Source organism: Bacillus sp. AM1(2019), assembly GCF_009906915.1.
GTDB lineage: Bacteria > Bacillota > Bacilli > Bacillales > Bacillaceae > Bacillus > Bacillus velezensis.
In genome coordinates this window covers 1,960,743-1,984,992 of record NZ_CP047644.1, presented here as the reverse complement: position 1 = coordinate 1,984,992, position 24,250 = coordinate 1,960,743, and the positions used below count along the sequence as shown (strand labels likewise).

The 24,250-nt window shown below is 47.2% G+C and carries 2 protein-coding genes; both read left to right on the top strand.

Features of this window, described 5'->3' with window-relative positions:
- Positions 1-27 precede the first annotated feature (27 nt).
- Positions 28-16,152 (top strand): non-ribosomal peptide synthase/polyketide synthase, encoded by a 16,125-nt coding sequence (locus tag GNE05_RS09650; protein ID WP_160182700.1) that lies wholly within the window; start codon positions 28-30, stop codon positions 16,150-16,152.
- 83 nt (positions 16,153-16,235) lie between these two features.
- Positions 16,236-24,095 carry a bacillomycin D non-ribosomal peptide synthetase BamC gene (bamC, locus tag GNE05_RS09645; protein ID WP_160182699.1) on the top strand — a complete coding sequence of 2,620 codons (7,860 nt, stop codon included), beginning with the start codon at positions 16,236-16,238 and terminating at the stop codon, positions 24,093-24,095.
- The last annotated feature ends 155 nt before the right edge of the window (positions 24,096-24,250 follow it).

The window sequence follows — 24,250 nt, the reverse complement described above, 5'->3', positions numbered from 1 at the left end:
TTAAAATATATAAAATGAGGTGCTCCAATGTCGGTATTTAAAACTCAAGAAACGTACTGGGAAAACCTGTTTGATGAAGAAGACGGCCTAAGCGCATTCCCTTACTTTAAAGCAGCGGATAAAGCATCGTTGGCCCGTACCGGCTACCAGGAAAAATGCATCTGCCGTTCCTTATCTCCGGAAGTATCTCAAAGAATCATGACAATGGCGAATCATTCCGATATGGCGGCCTATCTGATTTTATTGGCGGGTATTGAATGCTTGTTGTATAAATATACGGATCAAACGAGCCTGATTCTTGGCATTCCGACGGTATCGAAGCAAAAAGCCGGCCAGTCAGCCGTTAACAACATTGTCCTCTTAAAAAATACGCTTTCAAACGAGAGCACATTTAAAACCGTATTCGGGCAGCTGAAAGAAGCCGTTAATGATTCTCTGAAAAATCAAAACCTGCCGTTTAGAAAAATGGTCCGGCATCTGAGCGTGCAATACAATGACGAGCATTTGCCTTTGATTCATACCGTCGTTTCGCTTAACGAAATTCATTCCTTGCAATTTAAAGAAGATACTGCAGCCGATACGCTGTTTCACTTTGATTTGGAGAACAACGGGATTCATTTGAAGCTTTTTTATAACGGCAATCTGTACGATGAGCACTATATCAATCAAATTGTATCCCATTTGGATCAGCTGCTGTCTGTGATCCTGTTTCAGCCTCAAGCCGCGATCCATACGGCAGAGATCTTACCGGAAGCGGAAAAACAGAAGCTATTGTTTGATTTTAACGACACCGGCGCAGATTTCTCCGGGAGCAGAACAGTCTATCAATTATTTGAAGAACAGGCAGAAAGAACGCCTGAGCATGCGGCCGTCAAGTTTAAAAACGACCATTTGACGTACAGGGAACTGAATGAGAAGGCGAGCCGTTTGGCAAGAACATTGCGTAATTGCGGGGTTCAACCCGATACGTTAGTCGCCATTCTCGCTGATCGTTCATTAGAGATGATCGTATCCATTATAGCCGTTTGGAAGGCAGGGGGCGCTTATGTGCCCCTGGATCCTGAATATCCAAAAGAGCGGCTTCAATATTTGCTTCATGATGCGGATGCAGACGTTCTCCTTGTTCAGCATCATTTAAAAAACAGCCTCGCCTTTGACGGCCCGGTGATTGATTTGAATGATGAAACATCATACCATGCCGATTGCTCATTGTTATCACCAGTAGCGGGACACAGCCATTTAGCCTATGTCATTTATACGTCGGGTACAACAGGAAAGCCGAAAGGGGTCATGGTTGAACACGGCGGCATTGTGAACTCGCTTCAGTGGAAGAAGGCGTTTTTCAGGCATTCTCCGGCGGATCGCGTACTTGTCTTGTACCCGTATGTTTTTGATGCGTTCATTTTAAATTTCTTCGGCCCGCTCATCTCAGGAGCAACTTTGCACCTTCTGCCTAATGAAGAGAATAAAGAAACTTTCGCCATTCAAAATGCCATAAAACAAGAAAGAATTACCCATTTTTCAACTTCTCCCCGTCTTCTGAAAACGATGATCGAACAGATGAACAGAGAGGATTTCATCCATGTTCAGCATGTTGTTGTAGGCGGTGAGCAGCTGGAAACAGATACAGTTGAGAAGCTGCATTCTCTGCAGCCTCGCATTCGGATCAATAATGAATACGGACCGACAGAAAACAGCGTGGTATCTACATTTCACCCTGTTCAGTCCGCTGATGAACAGATCACAATCGGCAGCCCGGTGGCCAACCATCAAGCTTATATTTTAGGAGCGCACCATCAAATCCAGCCGATCGGCGTACCGGGAGAGCTGTATGTCGGAGGAGCGGGAGTGGCCCGCGGCTACCTCAATCGGCCTGAATTGACGGAGGAAAAATTTGTGGAGCATCTGCATGTCCCTGGTCAAAAGATGTATAAAACGGGGGATCTCGCCAGATGGCTGCCGGATGGAAGAATCGAATATTTAGGGCGGATTGATCATCAAGTGAAAATTCGCGGCTACCGGATTGAGATCGGCGAGGTAGAGGCAGCCATGTTCAATCTGGAAAACGTTCGTGAAGCCGCAGTCGTCGCGCGGGAAGACGCAGACGGGGCCAAACAATTGTATGCCTATTATGTCGGCGAGCCTTCTTTGACCGCTGCGCAGTTCAGAGAAGAATTATCCCGGGAACTGCCGAATTATATGATTCCCTCCCGCTTTATCCCTTTGGAACGCATTCCGCTCACTTCCAATGGGAAGATTGATCTGAAAGCTTTGCCTGCTGCTGACGAAAATACGCGGGCGGAAAACGAATACATAGCTCCGCGGAACACAATAGAAGAACTGCTGGCGTCTATCTGGCAAGAAGTATTAGGGGCAGAACGTATAGGAATTTTGGATAATTTCTTTGATTTTGGCGGAGATTCGATTAAATCAATTCAGGTGTCATCCAGATTGTATCAAGCCGGATACAAGGTTGATATGAAGCATTTGTTTAAACACCCCTCGATTGCTGAACTTAGTCAGTTTGTAGCACCGGTCAGCAGGGTGGCTGATCAAGGAGAAGTGAATGGCGGAACCAAGCTGACCCCGATACAGCATTGGTTTTTTGAGCAAAAAATGCAGCATGCACACCATTACAATCAGGCCGTCATGTTATATTCGGCGGAAGGCTTTAAAGAGGGCCCGCTTCGCCGGACGATGGAACGGATCGCGTCGCATCACGATGCCTTGAGGATGATTTTTGAAAAAACGCCGGATGGATACGCTCCGCGAATTACAGGAACAGATGAAAGTGAACTATACCATCTGGAAGTGATGAATTATAAAGGGGAAACCGATCCGGCTCAAGCGATTGCCGATAAAGCGAATGAGATTCAAAGCAGCATGGTATTAGACAAAGGGCCATTGATGAAGCTCGGTTTGTTCCAATGTCCGGACGGAGATCATTTGCTGATTGCAATTCATCATTTGCTGATTGACGGTGTATCCTGGCGTATTTTGCTCGAAGATTTTGCAAGCGGTTATGAGCAGGCAGAACGCGGACAAACGATCCAGCTCCCGCAAAAAACAGACTCGTTTCCATCCTGGGCCGATCAATTGTCCAAATATGCGAAGGAAACCGATATGGAAGAGGAGATTGCGTATTGGACCGAGCTTTCAAGTATAAAGCCTCAGCCATTGCCTAAGGACACTATCAGCGAAGGATCGTTATTAAGAGACAGCGAAGAAGTGACGATTCAATGGACAAAAGAGGAAACGGAGCAATTATTAAAACAAGCGAACCGCGCCTACAACACGGATATCAACGATCTGCTGCTGACTTCGTTAGGGCTGGCTGTTCACAAGTGGACAGGCACGGAAGAGATTGTCGTGAATTTGGAAGGCCACGGGAGAGAACCGATTATTCCGGATGCTGACATTTCCCGCACGATAGGATGGTTCACAAGCCAGTACCCTGTCGTCCTGAGGATGGAAGCCGGAAAAAACCTGTCGCAGCGGATCAAGATCGTGAAAGAAGGGCTGCGCCGCATCCCTGACAAAGGAATGAATTACAGCATCATCAAATATATAGCCGGGCATCCGGAAGCCGACAGCCTGCAGCTGAAACCGGAGATATCGTTTAACTATTTGGGACAATTTGACCAAGACCTGAAGCATCAGGCTTTACGCATCTCGCCTTTTTCCACAGGGTTATCAATGAACGAAAACCAAGAGAGAACGGCCGTGCTTGATTTGAACGGAATGATTGCCGAAGGGACATTATCACTGACACTGAGCTACAGCAGCAAACAATACGAAAGATCTACTATGGCTCAATTTGCCCGGGGGTTGAAAGAAAGTCTGCAAGAAGTCATTGCACATTGCGTAAGCCGGCAGCAGACTTCTCTCACACCAAGTGACATCCTGTTAAAAGACATCTCAATCGACGAACTGGAACAGCTTTTGGAGCAGACGCGTGAATTAGGCGAAGCGGAAAATATTTATCCATTAACGCCGATGCAGAAGGGCATGCTGTTTCACAGCTTATTTGATCCGAATTCTGGTGCTTATTTTCAGCAAACGATGTTTGATCTGCATGGAGATCTGGAAATTGATTCATTTTCAAAAAGCTTGGACGGCTTATCGCAAAAATATGATATTTTCCGCACGAATTTTTACAGAGGCTGGAAGGATCAGCCGCTCCAAATCATATTCAAAACGAAAAAAATCGGCTTTCAATTCAATGACTTACGAGAGATGAAGGAATCTCAAAAAGAAGCGATGATTCAGCAGTATGCCAGAGAAGATAAGATGCGGGGGTTCGACTTAGAAAAAGGCGCGTTAATGCGGTTATTCATCCTTCGTACGGATGAAAAGACATACCGTTTTATCTGGAGTTTCCACCATATTTTGATGGACGGCTGGTGTCTGCCGCTGATTACAAAAGAAATTTTCGAGAATTACTTTGCTTTGCTTCAGCAAAAGCAGCCTGAACAATCGTCAATTACTCCGTACAGTCAATATATTGAATGGCTCGGCCGGCAAGATGCGAAAGAGGCCACGGCTTATTGGGATCAGTACTTGGAGGGATATGAGGAGCAAACCGGCCTTCCTAAGGATCACCATGCAGCGGAGGACGGACGATACGTTCCTGAAAAAGTGATGTGTGACATAAGCTCCGATCTCACTTCGAAAATGAAGCGGACGGCAGGCAAGCATCATGTCACGCTGAACACGCTGCTGCAGACGGCATGGGCGGTTTTGCTGCAGAAATATAACCGCAGCCGGGACGTTGTGTTTGGAAGTGTTGTATCCGGAAGACCTGCTGGAATTCCAAACGTGGAAAACATGATCGGCTTATTCATTAACACCATCCCCGTCCGGTTCCGGTGTGAAGCCGGGACAACGTTTGCCGGGCTTATGAAAGAGGCGCAGGAAAGGGCTGTAGCGTCTCAACAATTTGAGACGCACCCACTGTACGATATTCAAGCGCGTACAACGCAAAAGCAAGATTTAATTACACATTTAATGATATTCGAAAATTATCCGGTTGATCAGTATATGGAAAGTATAGGCCGCCAGAACGGAACATCCATCACGATTTCCAACGTCCAAATGGAAGAACAGACCAACTACGATTTTAATTTGACCGTTATACCGGGCGACGAGATGAACATCTCTTTTGAATACAATGCAAATGTGTATGAGCGGGCAAGCATAGAGCGGGTTCGGGAACATTTCATGCAAATCCTGCATCAAGTCGTGACAGATGCGGATATCCGGGTGGATCAAGCGGAATTGTTAACGGAAGGCGAAAGAAGAACCCTTCTGCAGACGCTGAACGACACGGCTGCGCCGTTCCCGCAGACGCCGGTTCATCAATTATTTGAAGAGCAATCGCAGCGTACGCCCGATCAAGCAGCCGTCATTGATAAGGACAGGCAGCTCACGTACGGAGAGCTCAATAAGCGGGCCAACCGCCTGGCGCGAACGTTAAGAGCGAAAGGAGTGCAGACGGATCAGCCTGTAGCCATCATCACAAGAAACAGCATCGAATCGGTGGTCGGAATCCTTGCCGTTTTAAAATCAGGCGGAGCCTATGTACCTATAGATCCGGAATATCCGCAAGACCGCATCCGGTATATGCTGGATGACTCCCAAGCCGGAATCGTTTTAATGCAGCGGGACGTCAGGAAACAGCTTGCCTATGAAGGCGTCACGGTTTTACTTGATGATGAAAGTTCTTATCACCAAGATGGCTCTGACCTTGCTCCGATAAGTGATGTGAGCCATTTGGCATATGTCATTTATACGTCAGGTTCCACAGGCCGGCCAAAAGGCGTACTAATCGAGCACGGAGGCTTGACCAATTATATTTGGTGGGCGAAAGAAGTTTATGTAAAAGGCGAGAAAGCCAACTTCCCATTGTATTCGTCAATTTCTTTTGATCTGACGGTGACTTCTATTTTCACGCCGCTTGTCACAGGCAATGCAATCATCGTCTATGACGGAGAGGATAAAACAGCTCTGCTTGAATCAATTGTGCGGGACCCGAGGGTGGATATCATTAAATTGACCCCGGCCCATTTGCAGGTCTTGAAAGAAATGAACATTGCCGATCAAACGGCTGTCCGAAGAATGATTGTGGGCGGGGAAAACTTAAGCACCCGGTTAGCCCGCAGCATTCATGAACAGTTCGAAGGCCGGATTGAAATATGCAATGAGTACGGACCGACGGAAACCGTTGTCGGCTGCATGATTTACCGTTACGATGCCGCAAAGGACAGGCGGGAATCAGTACCGATCGGAACCGCTGCGGCAAACACGAGCATTTACGTTCTTGATGAGAATATGAAACCCGCGCCGATCGGTGTCCCGGGAGAAATCTATATCAGCGGCGCCGGTGTGGCAAGAGGATATTTGAACCGTCCCGAATTAACGGCAGAGAAATTTGTCGATGACCCGTTTGAACCCGGAGCGAAGATGTATAAGACCGGAGATTTGGCGAAGTGGCTGGCGGACGGAAACATTGAATATGCGGGCAGAATAGATGAACAAATGAAAATCAGAGGCTATCGTATCGAATTAGGCGAGATCGAGGCGGCACTGCTTCAAGAAGAAGCGATCAAGGAAGCTGTCGTTACAGCCAGAGAGGATGTCCACGGGTTTAAACAATTGTGTGCATATTACGTGAGCGGCGGACAAACAACGGCAGCCCGGCTCCGGAAACAATTGTCTCAAACCCTTGCAAGTTATATGGTTCCGGCTTATTTTATCGAGCTTGATGAAATGCCTTTAACTTCTAACGGAAAAATAAACAAAAAAGGGCTGCCGGCTCCGGATTTCGAACTGCAGGACAGAGCAGAGTATAAAGCTCCCCGAACAAAAGCGGAAGAAATATTAGTTTCTGCCTGGGAATCGGTATTAGGCGCTGAAAACGTCAGTATTCTTGATAATTTCTTTGATCTTGGCGGAGATTCCATTAAATCCATTCAAGTATCCTCCAGATTAAATCAGCAAGGATACAAAATGGAAATCAAAGACTTGTTTCAATATGCAACAATTGCAGATTTGAGTCCGCATATCAAGCAGAATCTCCGTATAGCCGATCAAGGTGAGGTCAAAGGAAAAGTCAGCCTGACTCCTATTCAGCATTGGTTCTTTGATCACATAACGACAGATCAGCATTATTACAATCAAGCCGTCATGCTGCATGCGCCGGAAGGTTTTCAGGAAACGCAGCTTCGTCAAACCCTGCAAAAGCTTGCTGAACATCACGATGCGCTCCGCATGACGTTCCGGACTACGGAAAATGGCTGTGAGGCACAGAATGAAGAAATCGCCCAAAGCGGACTGTACCGCTTAGACGTCCTGAATCTGAAAGAAGATTCCGATCCGGGACGGACAATTGAAGCCAAAGCTGATGAGATACAAAGCAGTATGCGTTTAAGTGATGGGCCGTTAATGAAAGCCGGGTTGTTTCAATGCGCAAATGGAGATCATTTGCTCATTGCCATCCATCATTTGATTGTAGACGGGATTTCATGGCGCATTTTACTGGAAGATATCGTTAGCGGCTACAAGCAAGCCGAGAACGGGCGAGTGATTCAACTGCCGCAAAAAACAGACTCTTTCCAATTATGGGCTAAGAGACTTTCAGAATACGCGCAAAGTGAAACCATAAAACAAGAACAGGAATATTGGACAAAGATCGAACAAACCGAAGTCAAACCGCTGCCTAAAGATTTTCATGAAACTCATACAACTGCAAAAGACAGTGAAACAGCAGCTGTGGAATGGACGAAAGAGGAAACGGAGCTCTTATTAAAACAAGCGAATCGCGCTTATAACACGGAAATAAACGATTTGCTCTTAACTTCTCTGGGTCTTTCCATATCGCATTGGTCAGGACTGGAACAAATTCCGATTCATTTAGAGGGACACGGCCGAGAACAGATTATACAGGATATAGATATCTCCCGCACGGTCGGGTGGTTTACAAGTCTGTATCCGGTTGTGCTGCACGCGCAGCCGGGCAAAGAGATCTCTGATTATATCAAGACGACCAAAGAAGGATTGCGTCAAATTCCGCATAAAGGGATCGGATATGGAATAGCAAGGTACTTAAGCGGCGGAATGCCATCGAAACTCAATCCTGAGATCAGCTTTAACTACCTGGGACAGTTTGACCAAGATTTACAGCAGCATGGGGTTCAATTATCTTCTTATTCTTGCGGTTCAGACTCAAGCGGAAATCAAGAAAGACCGTATGTATTGAATATAAACGGAATGATCACCGAGGGCCGGTTGAGGCTTACGATCAGCTACAGCAGCAAACAGTACGCAAAAGAAACGATCATGCGGTTATCGGAAACGATTCAAAGCCGCCTGCGGACCATCATTACGCATTGCGTTCATAAAGAACAATCGGAACTGACGCCAAGCGATATTTTGTTAAAAGGCATGTCCATTGACGAATTGGATCAGCTCCTCATTCAACTGCCGCATGCAGGTGAGGTTGAAAACGTGTATCCGCTCACTCCGATGCAGAAAGGAATGCTCTTCCACAGCCTGCTGGACGAGGCCTCAAGTTCTTATTTTGAACAAGCATCGTTCGATTTGCAGGGAGAGTTAAAGATTGATTGGTTTAAAGCAAGCCTTGAACGATTATTTGAAACATACGCCGTGCTCAGAACCCGTTTTTACAGCGGCTGGAACGATACTCCTTTACAAATTGTCTATAAAACGCAAACACCGCAAATTCATTTTACAGATTTGCGTGACATAGAGGAGCACCTGCGAGAGGATGCAATCGCAGCCTATCAAAGAGAAGATAAGGCAAAAGGATTTGACTTGGCTCGGGATCGGCTGATGCGCATAGCGATTTTCCGTATGGAAGACCGCAAATATCATTTGATTTGGAGCTTCCATCATATTGTGATGGATGGCTGGTGTCTGTCTCTTATCACGAAGGAAGTGTTTGATCATTATAGCGCCTTACAGGAAGGCAGGGAACCAGAACCGCCATCGGCAGCTCCTTACAGCGACTATTTCGAGTGGCTTGACCGCCAAGATCAGGGAGCGGCAAAGCGGTACTGGAGCGGGTATCTTGAAGGATATAAAGGTGAAACCACGCTTCTTCATAAAATAGCGCAGCACGAACAAAAAGAATACGCTTATGCCAATGTGATCTGCCGATTTGATCACGAACAGACAAAACAATTACAGCAGATCGCAAATCAGCATCAGGTTACATTAAATACGTTGATCCAAACGTTATGGGGAATATTATTACAGAAATACAGCGGGTCCGCAGACGTTGTCTTCGGCAGTGTCGTGTCGGGAAGGCCGGCGGAAATTCCTGATGTGGAACAGATGATCGGCCTGTTCATCAATACGATTCCGGTTCGCATCCGCTGCGATGAGGACAGCACTTTTGCTGATACGATGCAAATGGTTCAACAAAACGCGCTGGCTTCCCAATCGTACGATACCTATCCTTTATACGAAATTCAGGCCCAAACGGAACAAAAGCAAAACTTAATTGATCATATCATGATCTTTGAAAATTATCCGATAGGGCAGCAAGTCGAAGAGGGCCATGATGCTGCGGATTTAAATATCGTGAATTTCCATATAGAAGAACATACCCATTACGATTTTAATGTAGTTGTCATCCCTGGCGAACAACTCACCGTTCATTTTAGTTTTAACCGAAATGAATATGGACAATCAGAAGCAGAGCGGATTCGTGGACATTTTGAACAGCTCATGCAGCAAGTATTGCAGCTGCCGTCTGTCAAAATAGAAGAAATGGAACTTCTGACGCAGCAAGAAAAAGAACAGCTGCACAGCCGTTTTCAGTCTAACGAAATGCATTACCCACGTGAACAAACGATTCATCAGCTGTTCGAGGAACAAGCACTCCGGACGCCGGACCATGAGGCGGTTATATTCGAGGAGCAGCGTATGACATACCTTGAGTTAAACGAACGGGCCAATCAACTAGCACGCACTTTACGAGCTGAAGGCCTACAGGCCGACCAGCTTGTTGCGATCATGGCTGAGCGTTCTCTAGAAATGATGGTCGGGATTTATGCGATCCTGAAAGCGGGAGGCGCTTATGTGCCAATCGACCCGGATTACCCGGAGGAACGCATCCGCTACATCCTTGAAGATTCAGGAGCGACCCTGCTGCTGTCACAGCGTCACGTGAAAGAACGGGTTGCTTTTGCAGGAACGGTCATCGATCTCGATGATACTTCCGTTTACGATGATGACGTTTCTAACTTGGAGCCGCTGTCCGGTGCGGGCGATAGGGCATATGTAATCTACACGTCCGGATCGACCGGCAAGCCCAAGGGGGTTATGGTTGAACATCGTCCGGTTATAAACCGGTTGATGTGGATGCAAAAGGCTTATCCGATCGGCAGCGGCGATACGATTTTACAAAAGACAGCGATCACCTTCGACGTCTCGGTATGGGAGCTGTTCTGGTGGGCTTTGACCGGTGCGAAGGTGTGCCTGCTTCCGCTCGGCGGAGAGAAAGACCCTGAAGTGATTTGGAACACAATAGAAGAGCAAAGTATCACGACAATGCATTTCGTCCCGGCGATGCTGCACGCCTTCCTGAAGTTTGCGGAAACACAGACGGCGAGCGGACAGACAAGCAAGCTGCGTACGTTGCGGCAAGTGTTTGCAAGCGGTGAGGCATTAATGCCGGCACATACGGCAAGATTTCATCGCCTTATTACGCCTGTGAACGGCGCCCAACTGATCAACCTGTACGGCCCGACGGAAGCAACGGTCGATGTGTCGTACTTCAACTGCGAAGCGAACCAAGCGTATGCATCGGTACCGATCGGCAAGCCGATCTCGAATATACAGCTGTATATGATGGCACCGGGATCAATGCGTCTACAGCCAGTCGGAGTACCGGGAGAGCTTTGTATCGCAGGCGACGGACTGGCGAGGGGGTACCTGAACCGTCCGGAGCTGACTGCGGAGAAGTTCGCGGATCATCCGTTCGAACCCGGCAAACGGATGTACCGGACGGGCGATCTGGCGAGATGGCTGCCGGACGGTAACATCGAATATTTGGGCCGGATCGATCATCAGGTGAAAATTCGAGGATACAGGATCGAACTCGGCGAGGTGGAAGCTCAGCTCTTAAAGATAGAATCGGTACAGGAAGCAGTAGTCACCGCTCTTGAAGACGGAGCCGGAGAAAAGCAGCTATGCGCATACTTTTCAGCGAACACCGAGCTGATGGTAAGCGAGCTGCGAATAGCGCTGTCGCAGGAACTGCCGGGGTATATGATCCCGTCGTACTTTATCCAACTGGAGCGTTTGCCGTTAACGGCAAACGGAAAAATCGACCGCAAAGCATTGCCAGCACCAGAAGGAGGCGTGCAAACAGAGATCGAATACGTTGCTCCCCGTACAGCGGCGGAAGCGCAGCTGGCGCATATCTGGCAAGAGGTGCTTGGACTTCCGCGTATCGGCGTGAAAGACAATTTCTTCGACATCGGCGGTCACTCGCTGCGGGCAACGACGCTGACAGCGAAACTGCACAAAGAGATGGGGGTCAGCCTGCCGCTGCGGGAAGTGTTCCGATCGCCAACAATTGAAGAAATGGCAGAAACGATTACCGGTATGAAACACACAGCATATACATCTATCCCGACCGTTGAAGCAAAAGAATACTATGCCGTCTCCTCGGCGCAGAAACGGTTGTACATTTTGAATCAGCTGAAAGGCGGTGAGCTGAGCTACAACATGCCGAGTGTCATGAGAGCCGATGGAGCTTTGGATCGGGAACTTGTCGAGAAGGCGATCCGCAAGCTGATTCAGCGCCATGAAACGCTGCGTACCGGCTTTGAACTGATAGACGGAGAACCGGTGCAGCGGATCTATGACGACGTCCCATTTGCAGTGGAATTCACTCAGGCGAAAGAAGAACAGGCGGAAGCCCTTGTTCATGGGTTTGTGCGGGCATTTGACTTGGAGAAAGCGCCGCTGCTGCGGGTAGGACTGATCGAGCTTGCAAAAGACCGCCATTTGCTGCTGTTTGACATGCATCATATCATTTCCGATGGCGTATCTATCAAGAATTTGATTGAAGAGTTCGTTTCATTATATGAAGGAAAAGAATTGCCGCCATTGCGGGTTCAGTATAAAGATTATGCGGCGTGGCAGCTGTCGGATATGCAAAGCGAACGGATGAAGAAACAGGAAGCGTACTGGCTGGATGTGTTCAGCGGAGAGGTTCCGGTGCTGGATATGCCAACCGACTACGGAAGACCGGCTGCGCGGAGCTTTGAAGGAGGACAAATCGAGTTTGTCATCGGACCGGAGTTGACGGAACAGCTGAAAGGCTTGGCGCTGAAGAGCGAAAGCACGCTGTACATGGTGCTGCTGGCTGCTTATACGACCATGCTTGCCAAATACAGCGGGCAAGAAGACATCGTAGTAGGCAGCCCGATTGCCGGAAGAACCCATTCGGATTTGGAAAGCTTAATCGGCATGTTCGTGGGCACACTGGCGATACGAACGAATCCGGTCGGGGAAAAAACATTCCGGGAATACGTGCAGGAAGTCAAAGAGCATACATTAAAAGCGTATGAAAACCAGGAGTATCCATTCGACGAACTGGTGGACAAGCTGAATGTGTCCCGGGATTTCAGCCGCCATCCGCTGTTTGACACGATGTTCATATGGCAAAACACAGAACAGGGAGAATTGAGCCTCGATGATGTGCGTTTTACCCCTTATCCGGACAACCATGCGATGGCGAAGTTCGACCTGACGTTCCAAGCGGCAGAAAATGAAGACGGAATTACAGGTATGATCAGTTACGCGGCAGCGCTGTACAAGCAGGAAACTGCGGAACGCATGGCAAAGCACTTTATCCAATTGATCGAGGCGATTGCGAATGATCCGCAGGCGCCGCTTTCATCGCTGGAGATGATCACCGCGCAGGAGAAAGGGCAAATTGTGGAAAGATGGGGTCAACCGGCGATAGACTGCCCAAGGGACAAAACAATTCACCAATTGTTCGAGGAGCAGGCGGAGCGCACGCCGGAACATACGGCCGCAGTTTACGAGAAAAGCCGATTCACATACCGTGAGCTGAATGAGCGGGCCAACCGCCTGGCGCGGATTTTAAGAAGCGAAGGCGTGCAGCCTGACCAGCCTGTGGGTATTCTGGCAGAACGTTCTCTGGAAATGATCGTGGGGATTATGGCGATCCTGAAAGCCGGGGGCGCGTATGTGCCGATGGATCCGGACAGCCCGCAGGAACGCCTCCGCTATATTCTGGAGGATTCAGGAGCAAAGGTTCTGCTGGCACAGCCCCATTTACAAGATCGTGTATCCTTTGCCGGAGAGATTTTACTGCTGAATGACGAACGAATGAACAGCGGGGACGGCTCGAATCTGGTGACGGCAGCCGGACCGGATCACTTGGCGTATGTGATTTACACATCAGGCACAACCGGCAAGCCAAAAGGCACGCTGATTGAGCATCGCCAGGTCCTTCATTTGATGGAGGGGCTCCGCGGACAAGTGTACGGTGCTTATGATTCGGGATTGCGTGTGTCTTTGTTGGCACCGTACTATTTCGACGCATCTGTCAAGCAAATTTTCGCGGCACTGTTAAGGGGACATGCACTGTATATCGTCCCTAAAGCATCAGTATCAGACGGTTATGCCTTGTCAAACTATTATCGCACCCACCGCATTGACGTAACAGACGGAACACCGTCACATTTGCAATTGCTTATCGCTGCAGACAGCCTTCATGGGGTAACGATCCGGCACATGCTTATTGGAGGAGAGGCGCTCCCGCAGGCGACGGTGGCGCAATTGCTTGAATTGTTCGCTTCGAACGGGTCATCAATGCCGCTCATAACCAATGTATACGGTCCGACGGAAACCTGCGTGGATGCATCGGTCTTTCACATCGTACCGGAGACATTGGCATCCGCTGACGACGGCGGTTACGTGCCGATCGGCAAACCGCTGGGCAACAACCGTGTGTATATTGTTGATTCCCATGATCGGATGCTGCCTATAGGTGTAAAAGGTGAGCTGTGCATCGCCGGAGACGGAGTAGGACGGGGGTATCTGAACTTGCCTGAATTAACGGGCGAAAAGTTTGTGGCCGATCCGTTTGAAATCGGAGAGCGGATGTATAAAACAGGCGACCTTGCCCGTTACCTGCCGGATGGAAACATTGAATATGCCGGAAGAAAGGATCACCAGGTCAAAATTCGCGGTTACCGGATCGAACTTGGCGAGGTGGAAGCCGCTCTTCTCAACATCGAGCATGTACAAGAAGCGGTGATCCTGGCCAGAGAAAATGCAGAGGGGCAAAGCGATTTGTATGCCTATTTTACAGGGGAGAAGTCACTGCCGATCAATCAACTTAAAGAAAAACTCTCCGATCAAATACCAGGCTATATGGTTCCTTCATACTTGATGCAACTGGAGCAAATGCCGTTAACCTCCAATGGAAAAGTAAATCGCAGCGCGTTACCGCTGCCTGAAGCAGGCTTGCAGACCGGGATTGACTATGTTGCTCCAAGGACAAGACCGGAAGAGCAGCTGGTTCACATCTGGAAAGAAGTACTGAAGGTAGAACAAGTCGGCGTAAAAGATAACTTTTTCGATCTCGGCGGGCATTCGTTACGGGGGATGACGCTCGTTACCAGGATCCATAAGCAATTCGACAAAAGCATTTCATTGAGAGAAGTGTTTCAATACCCGACGATTGAAGAAATGGCGAGGGTCATTGCAGGCGCGGAAACCAGCGGTCCGGATGAAATCCCTGTTGCAGAAGCCAAAGATGTTTATCCTGTATCTTCTGTGCAAAAGATGGTTTACCTGTCTACACAAATTGAAGGCGGAGAACTAAGTTACAACATGCCGGGGATTTTGACATTGGAAGGCAGGATCGACATGAATCGTTTACAATCTGCGTTCCAAAGTCTGATCCAGCGCCATGAATCGCTACAAACCGGATTTGAAATGGTCCGCGGAGAGCTGGTGCAGGTGATCAAGCCGCAGGCGGATTTCTCTATAGAAAGGTACAAAGCAGCTGATGAAGAGGTCGAGGAGCTGTTCCGCAATTTCGTGCGGCCTTTCGATCTCAGTCAGGCTCCATTGCTTCGGGCCGGACTCATCGAATTAGAACAGGACAGACATGTTTTCATGTTTGACATGCATCATATCGTTTCAGACGGCGCTTCTATGAATATTTTTGTTGAAGAACTGATTCAATTGTATGACGGCAAAGAATTAACCCCGCTCCGGATTCAATACAAAGATTACACTGTATGGCAGCAGCAGGCGGAGCAGAGGGAACGCATCAAGAGCCAGGAGAAATATTGGTTGAACGTATTTCATGAGGAACTCCCGCCATTTGAGCTGCCGAAAGATTTTGCCAGACCGCGAATTCGAAGCTTTGAAGGCAAGCGATATAATTTCGCTCTCGATGAGACCGTGGTCCAGGGTATAAAACAGATGGAAGAATTGACCGGATCGACCGCTTACATGATCTTGCTGTCAGCCTATAACATACTGCTGGCCAAATACAGCGGTCAGGAAGATATCGTCGTCGGTACGCCTATTGCGGGAAGAATTCATGAAGATTTACAGCATATTATCGGGATGTTTGTGAATACGCTGGCCATCCGTACGGCCCCGGCTGGAGAAAAGACTTTTATGGACTATGTAACGGAAACAAAAGAAACGATGCTGAAAGCTTATGAAAATCAAGAATATCCTTTTGAAGAATTAGTTGAGAAATTGGGAGTGAAACGGGACTTAAGCCGTAATCCGTTATTCGATACGATGTTTGTTCTGCAAAATACGGAACAAACGGATATCGAATTGGACTCTCTCGCGGTCAGACCATATGAACAAACAAATACGGCGGCCAAATTTGATTTACAGCTGACTTTCGTGATGAATCCGCACGAGATTCAAGGAAGCTTTGAGTACTGCACGAAGCTGTTTAAACAGAAAACCATCGCTACGCTGAGCAAGGATTACGCCATGATTCTGTCGGCGATCATAAAAGACCCATCGATTCCTTTAAAAGAAATTCAATTAAGTGAGAAAGTAAATAAAAGTGAACACTTTGCAAACGAAATCGAATTGAATTTCTAAAAACGGCCGGTACCGGCTGTCCCCGGCATGATGTTTTTACGGGGACAGCGGTCAGCCGGCTAAAACTCACTGGAGGGATATTAATGTCAGAATTCAAGCAACAGGAGTTGTTCTGGAGCAGCATGTTCGATGCGGAAGATCGTCCCAGTGCAATCCCTTCGTTTCAAATGTCGGACTCAACAATAGAGCACGATGCGCCGAGTGCACCCAACCGTATTCACAGTTCATTGAGCTCCGATGTATCCCTGCGCATCATGAAGATGACGAATAAATCGCCAATGGCCGTTTATATGGTTCTCCTGGTCGGAATCGAGTGTCTTTTGTACAAATATACGGGGGAAGAGGGCGTTATTGTAGGTGTACCGACCTTTGAAGACGAAACCGATGAAGACCTTCGTTTAGATCAAGTCATGTTAATCAAACAAAACATAAATGCGGACAGCACATTTAAATCCATATTTAATGAATTCAAGCATACGCTGAACGGAGCCATCTTAAATCAGCACGTTCCTTTCGATAAAATGGCCGGTCCATTAAATCTGAACTACGATTCAAATCATTTGCCAATGATCCATACGATCGTATCACTAGATCAGCTTCATCCCATTCGTTTTATAGAAACGGCTGCTGCTGATACGTTATTTCAGTTTTCCATCGAAAATGATTCGATTCATTTAAAGTTAACTTATAATGAACAAGCTTATGATCGCCAGTATATGATGCAAGTGATCGAACATGTAAACCGGGTTTTTTCAAGTTTGTTATTCCAACCCGACCTTATGATCCGACAGCTTAATATTCTGTCAGACTCAGAGACAAATCAACTCATCGCCTATAATCAAACGGCTGCAGAGTATCCAAGAGAAAAAACGATTCATCAATTTTTGGAGGAACAAGCGGGACGTACCCCTGATCAAACGGCTGTTGTCTACGAGGATAGCCGTCTGACGTACCGTGAATTGAATGAAAGGGCGAATCAACTCGCTCGGACACTGCAATCTGAAGGCGTGCAGCCGGATCAGCCGGTCGGGATTATGGCCGAACGCTCCCTGGATATGATTGTAGGGATCTTCGGGATCTTGAAAGCCGGCGGGGCGTATGTACCGATTGACCCGGGCTATCCGGAGGAACGGGTTCGATACATATTGGAGGATTCGGATACGAAGTTGTTACTCGTGCAGAATCAATCGCAAGAGAGAGTACCTTTTACGGGAAAAGTGCTGGATATGAAAGATCCGCAAAACTTTTGTGAAGACGGGTCGAATGTAGAGCCGGCTGCTGGTCCGGATCATCTGGCCTATGTTATTTATACATCGGGTTCAACGGGCAAGCCGAAAGGGGTTATGGTTGAGCACCGGTCGGTCATCAATCGGCTGGTGTGGATGCAGGAAAAATACCCTCTCGATGAGCGGGATGCAATTCTGCAAAAAACTGCGATCACCTTTGATGTATCAGTGTGGGAACTGTTCTGGTGGACGATATCAGGTTCCAGATTGGTTCTGTTGCCAAACGGAGGAGAAAAGAATCCCGAGCTGATTTTAGATACAATTGCACAAAAAGGTGTCAGCACAATGCATTTTGTACCGGCGATGCTGCATGCCTTCCTGGAATCCATGGATCAGAAGCCAAGCGGGATGTTGAAACAAAAATTAGCGTCATTAAGACATGTGTTTGCAAGCGGGGAGGCTTTGAAGCCTGTACATGTCGCAGGCTTCAAACGCATCATAACGTCGGTGAGCCAGGCTCAAATCATCAACTTGTACGGACCGACTGAAGCAACAATTGATGTATCATACTTTGATTGCCAGACGGAAGAAACATATGCATCGATTCCGATAGGCAAACCGATTTCCAACATTCAATTGTATATATTACATGCTGATTTGGAACATATGCAGCCGACCGGTGTGGCGGGAGAACTGTGCATAGCGGGCGATGGGCTTGCAAGGGGCTACTTGAATCGTCCCGAACTGACGGCCGAGAAGTTTGTAAACCATCCGATTGCATCAGGAGAACGGATATACCGGACGGGAGACTTGGCAAGATGGCTGCCGGACGGCAATATCGAGTATTTGGGCCGGATTGATCACCAGGTGAAAATCCGCGGTTACCGCATTGAAATCGGCGAAGTCGAAGGCGCTTTTTTTCAGCTGCCGGCGATCAAAGAAGCCATCGTTATCGCCCGGGAAATCGATGGGGAAACATCCTTGTGCGCCTATTATACCGCACAACATGCTTTAACTGCAGGCGAGCTCCGTGAAGAGCTGTCCCACCAGATTCCATCCTATATGATACCTGCTTATTTCGTTCAGCTGGAAGAGATGCCGCTTACTTTCAACGGAAAAATAGACCGTAAATCCCTTCCTTCTCCAAGAGAGAATCTTACAGGCATGAACTATGAAGCTCCTCGAACAGAACTGGAAAAAATACTGGCCGCGGTGTGGGAGTCGGTCTTAGGCTTAGAACGGGTCGGAATCTCAGACCATTTCTTCGAATTGGGGGGCGATTCCATTAAGTCGATTCAAGTGTCCTCAAGATTATACCAAGCCGGGTATAAGTTTGAAATCAAACACTTGTTTAAATACCCAACGATCTCCGAGCTTGTTCCATACGTAGAGCCGGTAACCCGAATCGCAGAACAAGGAGAAATCAAAGGCCGGGCGCTGCTGACACCGATTCAGCATTGGTTTTTTGACCAGAAATACCCGGAATTACACCATTACAATCAAGCGGTTATGCTTTATTGGAAAGAGGGACTGGATGAATCAAAGCTTCGGGACGTCATGAAGAAGATCACGGAGCATCACGATGCTTTGCGCATGGTCTATGTTCCGACAGAAGATGGATATGAAGCCCGAAATCGCGGGATCGATGAAGGTGATCTGTTCAGCCTTGAAGTGATCTCATTACGCGAAGAAAACATTGTGTCCCAGACGATAGAAACCATTTCCAATGAGATTCAGCAATCCATTCATTTAGCTGAAGGACCGCTCATCAAACTGGGATTGTTCCGGTGTCAAGAGGGAGATCATTTGCTGATTGCGGTTCATCATCTGGTCATCGACGGCGTATCGTGGAGGATTTTACTTGAGGATATAGCGGCAGCTTATGAGCAGCTTCAAAACGGCGAAGCGATCCGGCTTCCGAAGAAAACGGACTCTTACCTGTTATGGGCTGAACAGTTGAATCGTTATGCAGTAAGTCAGGAATTCGAAGCGGAAAATCAATACTGGTTCAGACAGAAACATAATCCGCAGCATACATTGCCAAAGGACAATGAACAGGAGACCGGTCTGGCCAAAGACCGGGAAACGGTCATCGTTCAATGGACCGTTGAGGAAACCGAACGTTTATTAAAAAACGCTCACCGGGCTTATTCGACCGATATGAACGATTTATTACTGACCGGTCTGGGAACTGCTGTTCATCGTTGGACCGGATATGAAGACATTCTCATTGATCTTGAAGGACACGGCAGAGAGTCTATCATTCCGGATCTCGATATTTCGCGTACGGTGGGATGGTTCACAAGCCTATATCCGGTTTCGCTTCAAATCAAAGCTGATCAGGATATCCCGCAGCGGATTAAAACAGTGAAAGAAAATTTGCGTCAGATCCCCCAAAAAGGAATAGGCTACGGCCTGATCAAATATTTGTCCGATCACCCGAAGGCACATGAATGGACCGGACATCCGGAAATACGTTTCAATTATTTGGGTCAATTTGATCAAGATGTCCGGAACGGCAAGATGGAGGTATCCCCTTACTCAAGCGGGAAAACAGCCAGTGACAATCGTCCCTTGACCTATACACTTGATATCAACGGCATGATTTCAGACGGCCGATTGTCGCTGGCCATCAGTTATTGCGGCAAACAATATCAAAGAGAAACAATGGAAGCCTGCGCCGATCTCTTAAAAAGCAGCCTGCAGCAAGTCATCGCACATTGTGATGCTCAAGATCAAATTCACCTGACGCCAAGCGATATTTCGTTAAAAGGTATAACGATCGGTGAACTGGATCAATTTGTGCAGCAAACGAGTCATCTCGGTGACATTGAAAATATATACCCATTAACCCCGATGCAAAAAGGAATGTTGTTCCACAGCTTGATCGATTCGGCTTCCGAAGCTTACTTTGAACAAGCCGCTTTTGATCTGAAAGGTTTCTTGGATATCGATGCATTCAGGATGAGTTTGGCGCATCTGGCCGAAAAATATGACATTCTTCGGACTCTTTTTTATACAGAATGGAAAGATCAGCCTTTGCAGATTGTATTCCGGCAAAAGCCGATTGAAACGGCCGTTGAAGATATTCGCAGCATGAACAGTCATCAGCGCAGCGAGTTTATTGCCGATTTTGCAAGAAGAGATAAGGCGCGGGGATTCAATCTCACCCGGGATGCTTTAATGCGCGTATCGATCCTGCGGACAGAAGAAGACCAAGCGCGATTGATATGGAGCTTTCATCATATTTTAATGGATGGCTGGTGTTTGCCTCTTGTTACGAAAGAAGTGTTTGAAACCTATTATGCGATACTCGAGCAAAGGCAGCCGAAGCGGGGAGCCGTCACTCCATACAGCCGATATATCGAATGGCTGGATCAACAAGATCACAAGCAGGCGGCAGCCTATTGGCGTAATTACTTGGAAGGTTATGAAGGGCAGACTGTTTTGTTACAAGAACAAACTTCCGACCGGGCGAAAGGATACGAAAAAGGTGAGTATGAGTTTCGTTTGGGAAAGCGGCTCACAGACGAAATCAAACGGGCCGCAAGCCGCCAGCAAGTCACCGTCAATACATGGATACAAACCGCATGGGGCTTATTGCTGCAAAGATACAACGGGAGTCAGGATGTCGTCTTCGGCACGGTCGTATCCGGCAGACCGGCAGAAATTCCGGGAATTGAAACCATGGTCGGTTTATTTATCAATACCATTCCCGTACGTATTCATACGCAGCCTGAAATGACAGCTGCACAAGTATTGAAAGTGAACCAGGAGCGGGCACTGGCTTCTCAAAAATATGATACATTTCCGTTGTATGACATTCAGGCTCAAACTGAGCAAAAGCAGCAGTTGATCAATCATATTATGGTATTTGAGAATTACCCGGTTGAGAAACAAATAGAACATATGAAGCAGGATGACAACGCATTAGACATTCTCGATTTTCATATGGAAGAACATACACATTACGACTTTACTTTTATCGTGATGCCGGATGGAGAAATTGACATTCGTTTTGTATACAACCGCGATGTTTATGATCAAGCAAGTGTCGAACGGATGCAGACGCATTTCATGCAAATCATGAAGCAAATGGCGGACGATCAGGACATTCGCGTACAAGACCTTGATATCGTAACAGCAGATGAGCGATCGCTTCTGATAGATAAGTTCAACGATACGGCGGCTGAGTATCCAAAGGCAAAGACGATACATCAATTGTTTGAAGAACAAGCGGAGCGAACGCCGGAGCAAGCAGCGATTGTTTTTGAAGATAAGAAGCTGACGTATCGGGTAGTAAATGAACGCGCCAATCAGCTGGCCCGAACCTTGGTTGCCAAAGGTCTTCAGGCCGAGGAGCTTGTCGGCATTATGGCGGAACGTTCACCGGAGATGGTGATAGGCATCCTTGCTATTTTGAAAGCCGGGGGCGTTTACGTACCGATCGATCCGGATTATCCGAAAGAACGCATCCATTATATGCTTGAGGATTCTAACGTCTCTATCTTATTATTGCAACATCATCTTCTGGAAGGTACCGATTATCAAAGTCATACTGTCTTCCTTGACGATCCGTCATCATACGGCGCCGAACCATCTAATCTCAATCTGAGCGTGATGCCAAATCAATTAGCCTACGTGATTTATACATCAGGAACTACGGGGAATCCGAAAGGCACGCTCATTGAACATAAAAACGTGGTTCGTCTGTTATTTAACAACAAAAATGTTTTTGATTTTAACGCATCGGACACTTGGACTTTGTTTCATTCCTTCTGCTTTGATTTTTCAGTATGGGAAATGTACGGAGCGCTGCTGTATGGGGGCAAATTAGTGATTGTTCCGAAACAAATAGCAAAAAACCCGGAAAGGTATTTGCAATTGTTAAAATCGGAAGCTGTGACCATTTTAAATCAAACGCCAAGTTATTTTTATCAACTGATGCAGGAGGAGAGAGCAGATCCCGAATCCAATTTAAACATCCGAAAAATCATATTTGGCGGAGAGGCGTTAAATCCATCCTTCTTGAAAGACTGGAAGCTTAAATATCCTTTAACACAATTAATCAATATGTACGGCATCACCGAAACCACCGTTCATGTCACATATAAAGAAATCACGGAACGGGAAATCAACGAGGGCAGAAGCAACATCGGACAACCTATTCCTACTCTGCAAGCGTATATTTTGGACGAATATCAACGCATTCAGGTCATGGGCATACCGGGCGAGCTCTATGTGGCAGGAGAGGGACTGGCCAGAGGATATTTGAACCGCCCGGAATTAACGGCTGAGAAATTTGTTGAACACCCGTTTGCCGCAGGCGAAAAAATGTACAAAACGGGAGATGTCGCCCGGTGGCTGCCTGATGGCAATATCGAGTATTTGGGAAGAATTGATCATCAGGTGAAAATCCGGGGCTATCGGATTGAAATTGGCGAGGTTGAAACGGCTTTATTGCAATCGGAATCTGTCAAAGAAGCGGTCGTCATCGCGATTGAAGAAGAGGGCTCAAAGCAGCTGTGCGCCTACTTGTCAGGAGACGATTCATTAAAGACGGCGCAGCTGAAGCGTCATTTACTGAACAAACTGCCCGCTTATATGATACCGGCTTACTTTGTTCAAATGGAGAAGATGCCGATAACCGCAAATGGAAAAATCGATCGAAAAGCTTTGCCGGCTCCTGAGGGAAATAGGCTCACCGGAACCGAATACGAAGCGCCCGGAACGTTAATTGAAAAGCAGCTGGCAGAGATATGGAAGAACATTTTAGCTCTCAGTGACCCGGGAATTAAAGATAACTTCTTTGACGTTGGCGGCCATTCGCTCAAAGTATTGCAAGTTATTCATCAAATCAACGACCGTATGGGAATCAAAATGCATTATCAAGCCGTATACGATTTTCCTACCATCGAAACAATGGCACGCGCCATTCAAGCGGCAGTTTTCGAGTCCAAGACGGATAACGTATTCGTCAAGATGAATCAGAACGGTTCAATCCCTTTGTTCTGTTTCCCGCCTTTAATCGGGTACGGGCTGGTCTATAATGAAATGGCGAAAAGACTAGACGGCCGCTGCACCGTCTATGCCGCTGATTTCCTAGAAGAGCCGTCTTACGAGCAAGAGATCGTCGACCGGTATGCAGAAAGCATGATAGGCATTCAGGAACAAGGGCCTTTTGTTTTACTCGGTTACTCCTCGGGGTCGAATTTGGCTTTTGAGGTTGCCAAAGCCTTGGAGAAGCGCGGACGCATCGTATCGGACATTATGATGCTTGATTCTAAAAGAGCCGTTTCGGTGAATTATTTTTCGGAAGAGGAAACCGAAGAGATCATTCATCGGAATCTGGATATCATTCCGGATTATTACAGAGAATTATTAACCATTCCTTCAATTAAGGATAAAATCAGAAGCTATCTCACATATCACAATAAACTGATCAATTCCGACGCCGTTAACGCCAACATTCATCATTTTCTATGCGGCGAGTTGACCGATAGAGGATGGAAGCAATCAACCGCACAGCATTACCTTGAGTACAAATTAAAAGGAGACCATGTGACGATCTTTGACCCTCACAATATCGAAGAAAATACGGATACAATTCGATCTATTATCAAAAGGATTGAAGAACGGCATCATCACGGACTTGTTCTTGAAGAACAACTGTCAATAGGATCGTTTGCTGGCGACACGAAGTTTGACAAAATGTAAGTGATTCAGGGCAAAATGCCGCTGACTGCAATCGGCGGCATTTTTCATAAAAGAGGGTCAGATATTTGCAACATTTTCACTCTGAAAATCATTCATTTTACGCATTCTTCATGACCTGTTGTTATCATATTTTTTAAAAACCTAATATGCGGAAA

Coding starts and splice junctions, on each gene's coding strand:
- GNE05_RS09650 (WP_160182700.1), top strand. CDS start 28: ATGTCGGTATTTAAAACTCAAGAAACGTACTGGGAAAACCTGTTTGAT.
- bamC (WP_160182699.1), top strand. CDS start 16,236: ATGTCAGAATTCAAGCAACAGGAGTTGTTCTGGAGCAGCATGTTCGAT.